A 15,305-nucleotide genomic window follows, 5' to 3' on the forward strand; every position below is an offset into this window, starting at 1 on the left:
TTTTTTAATAACAATTAAATATAAAACAGCTTATTTAACGATTAAAGTTGTTTCCTGCGCACCAATCTGTATAATGTATTTTCCTTTAGGAAGATAATATTTCCCGTCTTTAGCTTTATTAAGATCAATATCTTTAATTTGCTTTAAAAGGTGTTTCGCGCCTTTTTCTGAAATTGTTAAATCGTAATCAACATAATTAAACCCTTTTACAACCTCTAATTTAATCGTATTTAGTAGCACATTATGTATGGAATAAATTTCAATTGTTTTTTTACCTGAATTAACGGAATAAAATTTAATGGTTTTCAAAGGCTGATATGCTTTTAGCCATTTACTCCATGAATTTCCCCAACGTGAGGAATATCGGATTTCATTAACCCCAAAGAAAGTTATAGGTGTATTTATTTCAGCTATATTGATTTCTTGTAAAGGCTTTACATTCACACTATAAATACTTCGTCCATGTGTTGCAATTAGCAAATCGTTTTTATCTTCTTGAATAACCATATCATGTACCGCAACAGCAGGTAACCCTTTAGAAAAAGCTTCCCAATGCTTGCCAGTATCAAATGAAACATAAGCACCATTATCGGTTCCTAAATACAAAACAGATTTATTAACAGGGTCTTCTCGAATTACATTTACTGGCGAATTTGGTAAATCATCTCCCACACGAATCCAATTAACACCATAATCGTCACTATAATAAACATAAGTATTAAAATCATCCCATCTATATCCATTAAGCGTTACATAAACACGTGCTTTATCATGTTTTGAAGCGACAACCCTACTCACCCAAAGATCTTTTGGTAGGCCATTGGATATATTATCCCAAGTCACACCTCCATTTCTGGTGATTTGAATAAGCCCGTCATCGGTACCAACATAAATCACTCCAAATGCAAAAGGAGATTCACTAATAGTTGTAATGGTACCAAAAGCAACATTCCCTTTTTTTCCACCTTTAGTCAAATCTCCTGAAATCGCACTCCAATCATCTCCTTTATTCATAGAACGCAACAATTTATTGCCTCCTAAATACAAAATGTCTTGATTGTGTGATGACAAACGAATAGGTGTTTGCCAATTAAATCGATATGGATTTTCACCCAATTCATGTTTTGGTTGAATATATTTCCGATCTCCTGTTTTACGATTTATTCTAAAATAATTACCAAACTGATACCCAGTATACACCAAACTCGCCTCTCTTTTATCTATCTCAATCTGCATACCATCACCTCCCATTATACTTTTCCAAGGGTATTGACCATTTTGATGCCAACTTTTATTTTCCACAGCGTTATGCGGTCCTACCCAAACCCCATTATCTTGCAAACCGCCATACACATTATAAGGCCTTTCATTATCTACATTTATAGCATAAAATTGACCGACGGCAGGTGAATTATTTTTAATCCAATGTTCTCCATCATCATAAGAAATATTAACCCCTCCATCATTACCATTTATCAAATGATTCGGATTTTCAGGGTTTATCCATAATGCATGATGATCGGCATGAACATTTTCTTTACTTATTGAAGAAAATGTTTCACCACCGTCTTTAGATTTTAAAATAGGCACTCCATAAACATATAAATTATCCTTATTATTTGGTGCTACATAAATATGCCCAAAATAATAACCATAACTATAGTATAATCCATCTAGATAATCCTTATGCGTTTTTTTCCATGTTTTACCTCCGTTAGTTGTTTTGTATATTTCTGCACCTATCACCGGTGTATCAAACAACATAGAATTAGCATCTTCAAGGTAATTTGCTAGATCTACAGGTTTAACGTTTCCACTTCTAACCATTTGCTTAACGTTTTCTGCCCTATATTTTTCCTGAAAACCGTTCGTTTTCAAAAAACCATTCAGTTTCTTATCGTCTAATTCCAAAAAAGCATCAACATTCATTCTTTTAAAATCATCTTTAGTCAAACCGCTTACAACCTTATTTTCATCAAAGGCTCTTCTAAATTGACTATCGTGAATGGCATAAACTGTATTTTCATCATAAACAGCGAGGCCGATTCTCCCTACGCCTTCCCCGATGGGGAAACCACTTTTTTTAGTTGAGATTCGAGTCCATGTTGCCCCCGCATCTATACTTTTAAAAATCGCAGAGTTTTTTCCACTACCATTAAAATTCCACGACTTTCTATCCTTTGTCCAAGAAGCCGCAAACATTATATTATAATTATTTGGCACATATTGAACATCTATAATCCCACTAACATCATCTACAAACAGTGTGTGTTTCCATGTCTTTCCACCGTCTGTAGTTTTATATATCCCACGTTCCTTATTTGGAGAATACAAATGCCCCGTTACACCAACCACTAATTCATTAGAATTATTAGGATTGATTAAAATACGGCCTATATGATGTGAATCTTCCAACCCCATACGCTCCCAAGCCTCTCCATTATCTACAGACTTTAAGAGTCCGATTCCTGCATATGATGAGCGTGAACTATTATTTTCTCCAGTACCCACCCAAATAGTACGGGTAGTCCAATCCACGGCAATATCCCCTACATTCTGTGTTTGAGAACTGTCAAGAATCGGATTAAATGTTGTTCCATTATTTACGGTATGCCAAACTCCTCCAGAAGCATAACCAACATAAAACTCTGTAGGATCTTTTGGATTAACTGCTAAATCTGTAACACGCCCACTCATTACAGTAGGCCCGATATTTTTAAACGGCACATTTTTTACTAATGAATTGTTTTGCATTTCTGCCTTAAGCTGCAATGCTTTTTTAACAACATCGACACTAGAGCTAAGACGTTGTGCCCTTACACTAAAAACAACTAGAGAGAACGATAATGCATAGAAAATATATTTAACCTTCATAATGATAATTTTTACACGCTCAAGATAACTAAACTTAATAAGGATACAAATATCTCTGTTTTAAAAAGCTAGGATAAACACAAGAAACCTTCATCTAAGTCACAAAAACTCAAATTACACACATAATTAAACATTTAAATCACTAAATTACAGTACATTTACCCTTTATACAACACACACCTCAACATCTAGCTATAAATCACTCAACCCATTTCTCATACTAGAAAATTAACCTTTTGTATTTTGAAACTCAAAAACAATGGACACAGCAAAAAGTAATTTAAAGACACATATAGAAAACACAATAAATGATACCTCACTAACAAAACAAATCCCCGCTATACTAGAGCACTTCTCTTTTTTAGAACTTAAGAAAAACACATTTTTGGTAGAAGAAGGCCATATTTGCTCCTACTTTTGCTACATTGAAAACGGCATATTACAACATTCCATACAAGTATTAGGAGAAGAAAAAACAACCTATTTAGCACTACGTGATTCGTTTACTTCTGCATTAAACAGTTTTAAAAACAGAGTCCCTTCACGCAAAAAAATTAAAGCATTAAGCGACTGTAAATTATGGGTCATACCATTTAAAACCTTTAGCCATTTAATTAAAAACAACAAAGCATTCAATAACTTTTACTATAATTTAATTGAAAATCAAATCTTTTTAATAGACGATTACCGTATTGACTTATTAACATTAGCACCCGAAGAACGCTATAAAAAACTATTAACCAACGATCCTGAATTATTAAAAGAAGTTCCTCTACATTACTTAGCGTCCTTTCTAGGAATTTCATCAAGACACATGAGTAGAATACGTAAAAATATAAAATAACGCCATATGGCTACTTGATTTAAAAAAAGGTTTAATTATTTTTGAAACAGCATTTATTAATGAGTTTCCTCTTTTAGGGAAACAAAATTTTTTTTTCAAATGAAATACCACAAAATAGACCACAGCCTCTTTATAAAAAATCGTAAGAATTTTGCTAACCAGATGCAACCAAAAAGCCTTGCTATTTTTAATTCAAACGACATATATCCGGTAAGTGCAGATAGTACACTGCCTTTTGAGCAACACCGCGACATCTTTTATTTAAGTGGCGTTGATCAAGAAGAAAGCATTTTAGTACTGTTCCCAGATTGTCCAAACCCTAAAAACCGTGAAATTCTTTTTTTAAAAGAAACGAATGAGCATATTGCCGTTTGGGAAGGTGAAAAACTAACTAAAGATGCAGCTTATACTACTAGCGGAATTAAAACAGTATACTGGCTACAAGATTTACACAAAGTAATGGCTGAGATTATGTCTCAAAGCGAAACAGTATACATAAATACAAATGAACACTACAGAGCAAATGTCGAGACGCAAACAAGAGAAGACCGCTTTACTAAATGGATAAAAGACAAATACCCTGCACATCGCGTTGCAAAAAGCAATCCTATTCTACAACGTTTACGCGCTATAAAAAATCAAACTGAACTTGACTTAATTCAAACAGCTTGCGATATTACTGAAAAAGGGTTTCGCCGGGTTTTAAATTTTGTTAAACCCAATGTATGGGAATTTGAAATAGAAGCTGAATTTATACATGAATTCTTAAGAAATCGCTCAAAAAAATTCGCGTATACCCCTATCGTAGCTTCGGGAAAAAACGCAAACGTATTACATTATATAGAAAACAACCAACAATGTAAGGCTGGTGATTTAATATTGTTAGATGTGGGTGCCGAATACGCAAATTACTCAAGTGATATGTCTCGTACAATTCCTGTTTCCGGAAAGTTCACTGATCGTCAAAAAACAGTATACAACGCAGTAAATAGAGTGAAAAATGAGGCAACAAAACTGTTAACACCAGGAACAATTTGGGCAGATTACCACGTCGAAGTTGGAAAATTAATGACTAGCGAATTACTAGATCTAGGATTAATAGACAAAGCCGATGTGCAAAACGAAAATCCAGATTGGCCAGCCTATAAAAAATACTTTATGCATGGCACCTCACACCATATGGGGCTAGACACGCATGATTATGGTATTTTAACTGAGCCAATGCAAGCTAACATGGTCTTTACAGTAGAACCAGGAATTTATATCCCAGAAGAAGGGTTTGGTATCCGACTAGAAGATGATGTTGTAATCCAAGAAAAAGGCACTCCTTTTAACTTGATGAGAAACATCCCAATTGAAGCTGATGAAATCGAATCATTGATGAACCAATAAAAGCAGCAGCAATCAAATAAAAAAACAGGAGCCTTAAGCTCCTGTTTCCATTTTTAAACACAGAATAAACTAAACAAAATTCTTGGTTACGTGTCTTAAAAAACATCCTATTTTATACAGAGGTTAAACAGGACTCAAATGCATAACAATGTAGTCTTTGCAACGTCTCTAATTTATCATCTGTACTTACCAACAATGATATATTGTTATTACTCCCTCCATAAGCAATCATTCGCACGTTTACATCTTGCAACACCTTAAAAAGACACGGTGTATCTGGGTGATATATAATCCCATTCCCGACCAAACAAACGATAGTCATAAAACCATCTACTTCTACTTTAGCAAACATTTTTAATTCATTTAATATAGCCTCCAAATAAGTATCATCATCTATAGTTAAAGATATTGCAATCTCCGATGTTGTAACCATATCTATAGCAGTCTTATATTTTTCAAAAATCTCAAATACTTTTTTTAAAAAACCATAAGCGAATAACATTCTTACAGACTTTATCTTAATAGCAATAATATTATCTTTTGCCGCAATAGCCTTAATACCTTCCCCACAAGAACGATCTGTAATGAGTGTTCCTTTTGACTTTGGAGACATTGTATTTTTTAAACGAATAGGAATCCCTAATTCCATAACAGGCAAAACAGTTTGAGGATGCAAAACTTTAGCCCCAAAGTAAGCCAGTTCTGCCGCTTCATTAAAAGATAAGTTTGAAATCGCCACTGTGTCACTCACAAATCTAGGGTCGTTATTATGAACACCATCAATATCCGTCCATATTTGTACTTCATTAGCCTTTAATACCGCCCCAATAATAGTTGCCGTATAATCACTACCGCCACGTCCTAAATTCGCAATATTTCCGTTTTTATCAAGAGCAATAAAACCTTGCGTTAAATAAACATCTGCTTTTGGTACGGTAGCTATTAATTGGCTTAAGCTTCTTTTAATGTAAATATTATCTGGGTCACTATTTTTATCGACATGCATAAAATCTAACGCAGATAAAAGTACCACATCAACCCCTTCTTGAATTAAAAAACGACTAAACATAAAAGTAGACAATAATTCCCCTTGCGCAACAATCTTATTATGCAAAACCAAACTATGAGGCATATCTACAGAATCCCTTAAAACAGCAAATACAGAATTTATATAACTTTGCACCTCAGCCTTTAAAATAGTATGATTAAGCAAACCACAAATTATGGAATCGTAAGTGGTATTCAATGTCACTATACTTACTAAAGCTTTAGCTACGTTGCCCAAACGAATACATTCAGATATTTCAACTAATGCATTTGTTGTACCAGACACAGCAGATAAAACAACCACTTTTTTATCACTACTTTTAATAATATTTTTAACATTAGTCATATTCTCTATAGACCCAACAGACGTTCCTCCAAACTTTAATACTTGCATTTTTATTTTCCTTTAATTAAAACCAAGGTACATTTAACAGTCTTCTTATGAATGAAAATTGAAAAAATAGTCTATTTTTACACTTAATGTTAAATATTTAACACTGTGAAAACAATAGCATCTTGCGTTGAAGAAATTCTAGTAACCCAACCTTTCCTAGAAGAAGCCTTATCTAGAAATATCATTAATTTCTCTGCATTAGCCGAAGAGTTACAAACTCCAATCGCAGCCATGCTAAGAAAACCTATTAAAACAGGAGCCATAATAATGGCTTTACGACGCTATAATCCCCCTAAACATTTAAGGCACTCAAAGCAATTGAAAATTGTATTAAAAAACCTAGGAGATATTACAGTACGCTCTAACTTAATAGATTTTACATTTCAAAATTCAAAAACACTAATAAATAGCCATGTTAAAATTCTAGAAAAGATAAGCAACAAAGTGTTCTACGGGTTTACAAAAGGCTTATATGAAAGTAATATCGTTATTTCAAATTCTGAAAAACAAAAAGTATTAGATAATTTTAAAAACGAATCAATGATTGAACTAAAAGAACACCTTTCCGCAATAAGCATTCGTCTTCCCAAGGACAACTCTAAAATAGCAGGCCTTTATTATCAGATATTTAAACGGTTTGCTTGGGAAGGCATTTCTTTATATGAAGTAATCTCTACAACCAACGAATTCACAGTCTTAGTTGAAGATCATATTGTAGACAAGGCCTTTTCAACAATCAAGAAATTAAACTAAAAACTATTCATAATTTATATAATTAATACAAACAAAAAAAGCGAACTACTAAGAGCTCGCTTTTCAATCACTACACAAAAATGACTACTCCACAACCAATGTATATTGTGGCGTAGGGTTTAAAGGACAGAAGTAAACGTACTCACCCTTTTTGAGCGTCACTTCTTTTGAATGTCCTTTAGTATTAGTTTTTACCGCTTTTGTAACATAAGCGTTTTTAATATGATTTTTAGCATCTGTTTTTCCTTTTGGAGCTAATACAAATCCTACTTCATGATCCACACCTACATTTGCAATTTCGAATACATAAGTGCCCTCAGATAATGTAACCGCCTTTTGCGTAAACTCACCATCAGTTTGCTCTAAAGACACCGTTTTTACATCTTGACTCCCTTTTTTATGCCCTTGTGCTGTTGCAGTTAGTGTAAATACTACTAAAAATAATCCTGCTAATACATTTTTCATAATCTTTTAATCTATTGTTTTTGTTTGTTTATTATATTCTTATATTTCTTATGCGTGATAGTAACGCTCTCTGTATATTTTACCGTCTTTCCATTGACTAGCTACTGCCTGCTCCGAAAGCATTACACTGCCATCTTTTAATTTAAGCTCCATTTCAGCTGTATAAAAAGAGGTATTACCTTGTACTGCAACATCCTTAACATCATAACGTATAAATTCTTCCAATTGGTTATTTATAAAATCATGCTCGAAATCTATATTAAATTTCTTTCCTTTTTTAGGAGCATCATTGGCCTCTCTTAATTCAACATCATCGTGTAAGTAAGTTTCCATAGCCTCGATGAATTTTCCTTGAGCCAATAATTCATGAACCTGTTTCAGGTTTTTTTCTATTTGATTTTCCATAGCCTTTATTTTCCTTAAATTAATATATGTATTAGTACTTCCCTGCTTCAACAGACGGGAAGTCTATTTCAGTTTCTGCAATGTGATTTACATAGTTTGTTAATGTATTAGACACTACATTTAACACCAATTCTAAAACATCACCATCATTAAAACCAGCCGCTTTAACTTTCTCAATCGCTTCTGTAGAAACTTGACCTCTATTTTTAGTTACTGCTTGAGCAAATTCTAAACCAGCTTGAGCTTTCGCTTCGTCCGCCACACCTTGTCTACTTTGCACCGTTTGCTCAGCAGTCAATCCATTCATTTTACCTATCGCTGTATGTGCCGATAAACAATAATTACATTCATTTGTTTCTGCAATAGCTAATGCCAATTGTTCTCTGTACTTATTTGAGAAATTACCACTTGTTGTTAATTCCCCCAAACTTAAATACGTTTGTAAAGTTGCTGGTGAATTACCAAATACCTTTATTAAATTTGGAATAAATCCTAATTTGCTTTGCACAGCGTTAAATAACTCTTTAGACTTTCCTGTTGTTGTTTCTGGGTTTAAAGTTTCAATCCTTGTACTCATAATTTTATTTTTTTATCTCTTAGTTTAACTAAGAACCTTATTGATTTTGTTTTCACGCCTTCTAAGCGCTTGTTTAAATATTCACAAACAGCATATTACATTATATACTACAGCTGTTCGTTTTGTTCTGCACATTGACACAATTCTTGTTGAGATTGTTTTTCACCATAAATTTGATAACCCCAACAATTCGGACATTGATAATTTTCTGTTGCTTTCATTTTTGTCGTGTTTTAAATGGTTATGTTTAAATACACTGCAAAGATGCAACAGACAAGCGCATTAAAAAATGGACAAAAGTTCCTTATAATTGGACTTATTTGATTTTAGCGGTGTTTTTTTAGAGATGGAAAGAAATAACGCTTACTTTTTTAATAAAAAAGTAAGCAAAACAACACCTATATGTTTAATCTAAAAACGAAATGTAAAAAACGGAAAACTTATTTAATACTCCTTTTTAAACTGTAGTGGCGATTTAGAAGTTGCTTTAGTAAAAAACCGAGTAAAATAAGCAGAATCGTTAAATCCTAAATCATATGCGATTTGCTTAACAGATGTACTTGTATATATTAATTGACGCTTTGCTTCTAATACTATTCTACTTTTAATAAAGTCACTAGGGGTTTGTACACCAACTTTTTGAAAATTCTTAGTTAATGACTTTGGAGAAACCCCCAATCTATTAGCATAGTCTGTTACTGTGTGTAATGTTTTATAATTTTGCTCAACCAACACGCTAAAATCTTTAAATAATTTACTCTCCATATCGTTCTTTATAGGATGCTTTTCCTTTTTAATACGAACAGAATGTATAATAAACTGTTTTAAGTAAGCCTGTAACATATCATATTGTGCTGTATCAGAACTTTTGAACTCATCGACGAGGCTTTCGATAATAAAATTTAATTTTTTAGTATCATTTTCACAGGGCTTTACAAACGGCGTTTCATAAACATTGTTAAATAAGACCCCGTTACAAGCTACAGATTTATCGTGTGTTTGTATGCAGTAAAAATCACGAACAAAGGTTATTTTATAGGCTTGTTTTATTTTCTCAGAGTCTACAGAAAACACTTGCCCTGGAGACAAAAAAAACAACACATTTTCATTAAAAGAATAACTTTTAAAATCGATATTATAGGTCCCGCTTCCTGCTTTAATCCAATAAATACTATAAGCATCTATTTGTTCTGGTTTATTAACCACACACGCCTTTTCAAACTGCACAACACTTAAAGAGAAAACATCCTTGAATGCATACGTTTTTATATCTTGAACTGCCATTAATTTATTATTTAATAGATCCCACCTTAGTCGTGATTTTTTTTAAATTTAATATTAAAAATACAACCAAAGCTGGTATTACCCAACCAAAACGATATTTTGCCAAAGGAATTAAGTTTACTACAACATCCAAATCGGTTTTTAAAGGAGTAAAACTTAAAAAGTCTGGCACACTAAACAAAAAAGTTACAATTACAACACCACGAAATACTGTTTTTGAAACATAAAGATCTGGCAGAACATTCAATAAAATTAAAATAATGGTGATTGGATAAATAAACATTAATACAGGTAACGCAATTACTATTATAGAATGAAAATCCAATTGCCCCACTACAATTCCTACAATACAAGACACAACTGCCGTCACAACATAGCCTATCTGAGAATTATTAAACAAGGCTTTAAAATAATCTGCCGTTCCCGCTATAATACCCACAGCAGTTGTAAAACAGGCCATAGAAATCAAAACACTCAATACAGCATTCCCAAAAGCTCCTAAAGCAGCAAAACTAATACCTCTTAATAATGTTGCTCTTTGCATATCGTTACTCTGATCCAAATCGACATCAATTTCTGAGCCGTAAAATGCACCTACAGATATTAAGCCTGCGTAAATAACAAATAATCCAAGACCAGCCAGAAATCCTGATTTTCTAAGAAGCCCCTTCTTTTCCTCAAAAGAAGCATTGGTTTTAAAATTTAAAGACACTATAATTACAGCGCCTACGACCACTGCTCCAATCGCATCAAAAGTTTGATACCCTTCTAAAACACCTTTAACAATCGGAGTGTCAAAAACAGAAACGCCCACTTGCATATCACTCGAAAATAAACCTATTCCTATAACTAATAAAAGTGTAACAACTATTAATGGCGTTAGAAATTTGCCAATTAAATTTAAGATTCTAGAACGATTCAAAACGAACACCAACACCAAAGAGAAATACACAAAACTTGTTAACAGCGAGCCCGTACCAAAGCTTGGATAAATTGTCATTTCATGCGTTGCAGATGCAGTTCGCGGAGATGGTATTGCTATTGAAATAATATAGACAATAACACAATATATAGAACTAAAAAGAGGAGACACTTTCTTTCCAAAATCAAACATAGTACCCTGCAACTTAGCGTGAGCCAATATTCCTAAAATAGGAATTATTACAGCAGTAATCATAAATCCAACAGTTACCAAAGACCAATCTTTTCCTGCATTGTACCCTAAAAGGGGCGGCAACAATAAGTTTCCAGCTCCAAAAAACATAGAAAACAAGGCAAAACTTGTTACAAACAACTTTTTTCTTTTTTGCATTTATTACTAATTAGTATTTTTTATTTCTTCAAAAGACACTTCATTCACAATCTTTTTGGTTAAAATTCTACCTCTTAATTATCTTTGCCCAAGATACTTCAAAAATGATTTTAGAATACAAAGGAATTAATATTTTTTATAATGATGTTGGCACGGGAGATCCCATCATTTTATTACATGGGTTTCTAGAAGACAATTCAATGTGGAATGACACCGTCTTGGTATTATCTAAAAAGTACCGCATGATTACTATAGATTTACTAGGCCACGGAAAAACAGGCTGTATAGGTTACATACATACAATGGAACAAATGGCTTATGCGGTAAGAGCTATAATAGATCACTTAAAATTAAGATCATATTTCCTTATCGGACATTCAATGGGGGGCTATGTATCATTAGCCTATGCTAAATTATACCGCAAAGAAATAAAAGGATTATGCTTATTAAATTCAACTTATGAAGCTGATACCAATGAAAGAATCTTACAGAGAACACGCGCTAACAAAATGGCACAAAGTAATTTTAAGAATATGGTTCGCATATCTTTTTCTAATTTATTTAGTAACCATAGCAAAACCACACACAAAGAGGAATACGAATTAGCGCTACAAACAGCACTTAAAACATCGCTTCAAGGATATATGGCTGGTCAAGAAGGCATGAAATTACGTCAAGATTTTTCTGTGTTTTTTTCTGAAGCTCCCTTTAAAAAACTCATTCTATTAGGAAAGAAAGACACTGTTCTAAATACTAAAAACATCATTCAATTTACGCAAAAACAAAATATTAAAACACTTCTTTTATCTGAAGGTCATATGTCACACATTGAAAACAAAAATGAGTACCTAAAAGAAATAATGCATTTCATCGAATAAACACAACTTTTTATCTAAAGCTTGTTTTTTTTATTTATGTTTAACTGCCTTTAAACCAAAAACATAATAAAAACCCTTAAAATTATGCGATTAATATGCAATTTATTTGGTCACAATTTTAAAGTATCAAAACACGTAACCTACCATGTAAAAGAATACAAATGTTCTCATTGCAGTAAAGAACTAACCACTAATGGCCAAGGCAACTTGACCTTATTAACCCCTAAATACAAAGAGATTAACTCAATTCTAGCCCACATTCACACTAAACGTCAATCTAAACTTAACAAAGAAAATTTGCAAACACCATATAAATTAACCTCTTAACCCTTAAAGTTTTTCCACCCTTGTGCCTGTAGTGCAACTTTAGTTTCTCCTCGAGTCACTAGATGCGCTCCGCTGCTTTTTTCTGTTATAAAACCAATAACCGTTAGATTTGGATTTGCTTTAATCTTAGGATAATCTTCTTGAGAAATCGTCATTAACAGCTCATAATCTTCGCCTCCATTTAGAGCTATTGTAGTACTATCGATATCAAACTCTTCACAGGTAGAAATTACTTGAGGATCTAAAGGTATCTTTTCTTCATACAGATCACAACCCACCGCACTTGATTTACATATATGTAAAATTTCTGAAGACAACCCATCACTAACATCTATCATTGCTGTAGGTTTAACTTCTAAATCCTTTAATAATTTAACAATATCCTTTCTCGCCTCTGGCTTAAGCTGACGCTCCATTATATAAGTATACGCATCTAAATCCGGCTGATTGTTAGGATTAACTTTAAAAACCTCTTTTTCACGCTCTAAAATTTGCAACCCCATATAAGCCCCTCCTAAATCACCAGTAACCACCAATAAATCATTAGGCTTAGCACCACTCCTATAAACAACATCATCGGCATTAACCTCCCCTATTGCAGTAACAGAAATTAACAACCCAGAAGTTGAAGAAGTTGTATCTCCCCCAATAACATCGATATCATATATTTTAGAAGCCGTTTCTATACCCGCATATAATTCTTCTAAAGCCTCCAAAGGAAACCGATTAGAAACAGCTATAGAAACAGTTATCTGTTTAGCGTCTGCATTCATAGCATATACATCCGATAAGTTTACCACTACAGATTTATATCCCAGATGTTTTAATGGCACATAACTTAGATCGAAATGCACGCCTTCTACCAATAAATCTGTAGTAACTACTATTTGCTTTTTTTCAGATTCCAAAACAGCTGCATCATCACCAACACCTTTAATTGTTGATTTATGTTTTATACTTAAATTCTTCGTTAAATGCTCTATTAAACCAAATTCTCCTAGGTCACTTAACTGAGTACGTTGTTGATTTTTATCTTCTATCATAATGCAAAAATAAGGAGTTAAGTTAAAAAAGTAGGGTAATCACATTTTTAATTGTTCATAAGATAGACATAACTACAATTTACAAATATGATTTAGACAAAAAACCAATCACTACTATTTTCACGTATCACAAATATGTAGTTTAACACCTAAAACAAGTATTTTATCGTTATTTTGCAAAAACCCACTTATAAAAATTCAATCAAATGTTGAAAAATTACCATTTTATTATTATTCTATCATTATTATTTCAATTGAGTTATTCCCAAACCCCATGCAACACCTCAACAGGAATGGCTGGTATATATCCTTGTAATAATTATGATTTAATGGGACAAATCCCTATTTCTACGCTAGCAACCACAGTTGGAAACCCTGAAGGAAGTGATATTTGGGGATGGACTGACCCTTTAAGCAATAAAGAATACGCTATTATTTGTTTAACTAATAGCACTGCCTTTGTTGACGTTTCAGACCCTGTAAACCCTATTTTCTTAGGTAGAATAGAAACAGCTGCTGGCTCAAGCTTCTGGAGAGACGTTAAAGTTTTTAATAACCATGCGTTTATTGTTGCTGATAGCGCAGGCCCACATGGTGTTCAAGTTTTTGATTTAACCATACTTAGAAACGGAGTAGACCCAGATTTAACCTATGATGGTGCTCAAGTATTAAAATATGTTGGAGACGGAGGCATTGGAGACTTGGTAATTGGAAGCTGCCACAATATAGTAATAAATGAAGCTGAAGGTGTAGCTTATTTAGTAGGTTGCGTTTCTGCTAATGGAGGCGGCCCTATTTTCTTAGACATCAGCAATCCCTCTAACCCTAGAGCATTAGGAGATTATACCGCTGGAGGATACACTCACGATGCTCAAGTTGTAACATATAATGGTCCTGATATTGATTATACAGGAAAACAAATATACATAGGAAGCAATGGAAATTCAGACAAAGTTGTTATTTTAGACGTTACAGATAAAAACAATATTATTCCAATTAACGAGTTTACATACCCACAAATAGCCTATGCACATCAAGGCTGGTTCACCGAAGATCAGCGCTATTTTATTTTAGGAGATGAAATTGATGAACAAAGCTCTGGCTTCAATACTAAAACCATGATTTTCGATTTTGTTGATTTAGATGCCGATTTTTCCAATCCAGCTTTATTAAAAACTTATTTTGGCCCAGAGCGATCTATCGACCACAATGGTTATGTGAAAGGAAACAAATTCTTTTTAGCTAATTATAGCGCAGGATTAAGAGTCTTAGACATCCCTTCGCTCATATCTTCCAACAACTCGAATTCTGAAATTGGATATTTCGACACTTATCCTAGTAGCAACTCAGCTAGCTTTCATGGAGCCTGGAGTATTTACCCTTATTTTGACAGCGGCAATATAATAATTAGCGATATAGAAAGCGGCTTAATCATTGTTAGAGAAAGTAACACTCTTAGCACACCAGAACTTAAAAAAAAGAACTCTTTTTCATTATTCCCTAACCCTACAACTTCTACAGCAACTATAAAATCTCTTAACAAAAAACTAAATACAATTAGTATTCATAATATTCTAGGACAAAAAATATTTACTAAAAATAATATTAACAAAATAGAATTTACCTTACCTTTAGAAAATTACCCTAAAGGAGTTTATCTCATAAAAATAAACAACACTACAACGAAAAAATTAGTGCTAAAATAAAACT

At 33.1% G+C, this 15,305-nt stretch carries 14 protein-coding genes; 6 read left to right on the plus strand and 8 right to left on the minus strand.

All coding sequences use genetic code 11. From position 1 onward, the window contains the following. Window positions 1–30: 30 nt before the first annotated feature. A complete protein-coding gene (locus tag AC2D8I_RS10755; RefSeq protein WP_484706012.1) occupies window positions 31–2,874 on the minus strand; it encodes a WD40/YVTN/BNR-like repeat-containing protein in 2,844 nt (947 codons plus the stop codon). Window positions 2,875–3,133: 259 nt separating this feature from the next. Between AC2D8I_RS10755 and AC2D8I_RS10760 the strand changes: the two genes are divergently transcribed. Further along, on the plus strand, window positions 3,134–3,718 hold the full coding sequence (locus tag AC2D8I_RS10760; RefSeq protein ID WP_484706013.1) for a Crp/Fnr family transcriptional regulator: 585 nt from the start codon (window positions 3,134–3,136) through the stop codon (window positions 3,716–3,718). 99 nt (window positions 3,719–3,817) lie between these two features. Further along, window positions 3,818–5,110, plus strand: coding sequence for an aminopeptidase P family protein (locus tag AC2D8I_RS10765; protein WP_484706014.1), 1,293 nt, complete (start codon window positions 3,818–3,820; stop codon window positions 5,108–5,110). A gap of 112 nt (window positions 5,111–5,222) precedes the next feature. On the opposite strand, the gene AC2D8I_RS10770 is transcribed toward AC2D8I_RS10765, so the two are convergent. Further along, window positions 5,223–6,551 (minus strand): aspartate kinase, encoded by a 1,329-nt coding sequence (locus AC2D8I_RS10770; protein WP_484706015.1) that lies wholly within the window; start codon window positions 6,549–6,551, stop codon window positions 5,223–5,225. A gap of 105 nt (window positions 6,552–6,656) precedes the next feature. Here AC2D8I_RS10770 and AC2D8I_RS10775 point away from each other — a divergent pair, with 105 nt between their 5' ends. Next, window positions 6,657–7,304: a hypothetical protein gene (locus AC2D8I_RS10775; RefSeq protein WP_484706016.1), complete on the plus strand. Its 648-nt coding sequence runs from the start codon at window positions 6,657–6,659 to the stop codon at window positions 7,302–7,304. 84 nt (window positions 7,305–7,388) lie between these two features. Here AC2D8I_RS10775 and AC2D8I_RS10780 read toward each other — a convergent pair whose 3' ends face one another. The 5 genes from AC2D8I_RS10780 to brnQ all read right to left on the minus strand — a co-directional run bounded on the left by AC2D8I_RS10780 (window position 7,389) and on the right by brnQ (window position 11,347). Then, window positions 7,389–7,769 carry a plastocyanin/azurin family copper-binding protein gene (locus AC2D8I_RS10780; RefSeq protein WP_484706017.1) on the minus strand — a complete coding sequence of 127 codons (381 nt, stop codon included), beginning with the start codon at window positions 7,767–7,769 and terminating at the stop codon, window positions 7,389–7,391. Window positions 7,770–7,817: 48 nt separating this feature from the next. Next, window positions 7,818–8,174, minus strand: coding sequence for a hypothetical protein (locus tag AC2D8I_RS10785; RefSeq protein WP_484706018.1), 357 nt, complete (start codon window positions 8,172–8,174; stop codon window positions 7,818–7,820). A gap of 31 nt (window positions 8,175–8,205) precedes the next feature. Beyond that, complete coding sequence (locus tag AC2D8I_RS10790; protein ID WP_484706019.1) at window positions 8,206–8,751, minus strand: carboxymuconolactone decarboxylase family protein; 546 nt, start codon at window positions 8,749–8,751, stop codon at window positions 8,206–8,208. Window positions 8,752–9,195: 444 nt separating this feature from the next. Then, entirely contained in the window at window positions 9,196–10,035 is an 840-nt protein-coding gene (locus tag AC2D8I_RS10795; RefSeq protein WP_484706020.1) for a helix-turn-helix domain-containing protein, read from the minus strand. Between the two features lie 7 nt (window positions 10,036–10,042). Further along, window positions 10,043–11,347, minus strand: a complete 1,305-nt coding sequence (brnQ, locus tag AC2D8I_RS10800) for a branched-chain amino acid transport system II carrier protein (protein WP_484706021.1) — start codon at window positions 11,345–11,347, stop codon at window positions 10,043–10,045. A gap of 104 nt (window positions 11,348–11,451) precedes the next feature. Between brnQ and AC2D8I_RS10805 the strand changes: the two genes are divergently transcribed. Together AC2D8I_RS10805 and AC2D8I_RS10810 are read left to right on the plus strand one after the other, a co-directional pair. Next, window positions 11,452–12,225: an alpha/beta fold hydrolase gene (locus tag AC2D8I_RS10805; RefSeq protein WP_484706022.1), complete on the plus strand. Its 774-nt coding sequence runs from the start codon at window positions 11,452–11,454 to the stop codon at window positions 12,223–12,225. Between the two features lie 84 nt (window positions 12,226–12,309). Continuing rightward, entirely contained in the window at window positions 12,310–12,552 is a 243-nt protein-coding gene (locus AC2D8I_RS10810; protein ID WP_484706023.1) for a DUF1660 family phage protein, read from the plus strand. Here the strand turns inward: AC2D8I_RS10810 and thiL are convergent. Then, complete coding sequence (thiL, locus tag AC2D8I_RS10815) at window positions 12,549–13,595, minus strand: thiamine-phosphate kinase (RefSeq protein ID WP_484706024.1); 1,047 nt, start codon at window positions 13,593–13,595, stop codon at window positions 12,549–12,551. The two genes, AC2D8I_RS10810 and thiL, sit on opposite strands and share 4 nt — an antisense overlap. Window positions 13,596–13,801: 206 nt before the next feature. On the opposite strand from thiL, the gene AC2D8I_RS10820 reads away from it, so the two are divergent. After that, complete coding sequence (locus AC2D8I_RS10820) at window positions 13,802–15,301, plus strand: choice-of-anchor B family protein (RefSeq protein WP_484706025.1); 1,500 nt, start codon at window positions 13,802–13,804, stop codon at window positions 15,299–15,301. Window positions 15,302–15,305 lie beyond the last annotated feature (4 nt).

The sequence above is a fragment of the Lacinutrix sp. YIN62 genome (genome assembly GCF_057219185.1).

Bases quoted from the DNA above. Each gene is read 5' to 3' on its own strand.
- AC2D8I_RS10765 (WP_484706014.1), top strand. From the start codon at position 3,818: ATGAAATACCACAAAATAGACCACAGCCTCTTTATAAAAAATCGTAAG.
- thiL (WP_484706024.1), bottom strand. From the start codon at position 13,595: ATGATAGAAGATAAAAATCAACAACGTACTCAGTTAAGTGACCTAGGA.
- AC2D8I_RS10805 (WP_484706022.1), top strand. From the start codon at position 11,452: ATGATTTTAGAATACAAAGGAATTAATATTTTTTATAATGATGTTGGC.
- AC2D8I_RS10810 (WP_484706023.1), top strand. From the start codon at position 12,310: ATGCGATTAATATGCAATTTATTTGGTCACAATTTTAAAGTATCAAAA.
- AC2D8I_RS10820 (WP_484706025.1), top strand. From the start codon at position 13,802: ATGTTGAAAAATTACCATTTTATTATTATTCTATCATTATTATTTCAA.
- AC2D8I_RS10785 (WP_484706018.1), bottom strand. From the start codon at position 8,174: ATGGAAAATCAAATAGAAAAAAACCTGAAACAGGTTCATGAATTATTG.
- AC2D8I_RS10760 (WP_484706013.1), top strand. From the start codon at position 3,134: ATGGACACAGCAAAAAGTAATTTAAAGACACATATAGAAAACACAATA.
- brnQ (WP_484706021.1), bottom strand. From the start codon at position 11,347: ATGCAAAAAAGAAAAAAGTTGTTTGTAACAAGTTTTGCCTTGTTTTCT.
- AC2D8I_RS10795 (WP_484706020.1), bottom strand. From the start codon at position 10,035: ATGGCAGTTCAAGATATAAAAACGTATGCATTCAAGGATGTTTTCTCT.
- AC2D8I_RS10780 (WP_484706017.1), bottom strand. From the start codon at position 7,769: ATGAAAAATGTATTAGCAGGATTATTTTTAGTAGTATTTACACTAACT.
- AC2D8I_RS10770 (WP_484706015.1), bottom strand. From the start codon at position 6,551: ATGCAAGTATTAAAGTTTGGAGGAACGTCTGTTGGGTCTATAGAGAAT.
- AC2D8I_RS10790 (WP_484706019.1), bottom strand. From the start codon at position 8,751: ATGAGTACAAGGATTGAAACTTTAAACCCAGAAACAACAACAGGAAAG.
- AC2D8I_RS10755 (WP_484706012.1), bottom strand. From the start codon at position 2,874: ATGAAGGTTAAATATATTTTCTATGCATTATCGTTCTCTCTAGTTGTT.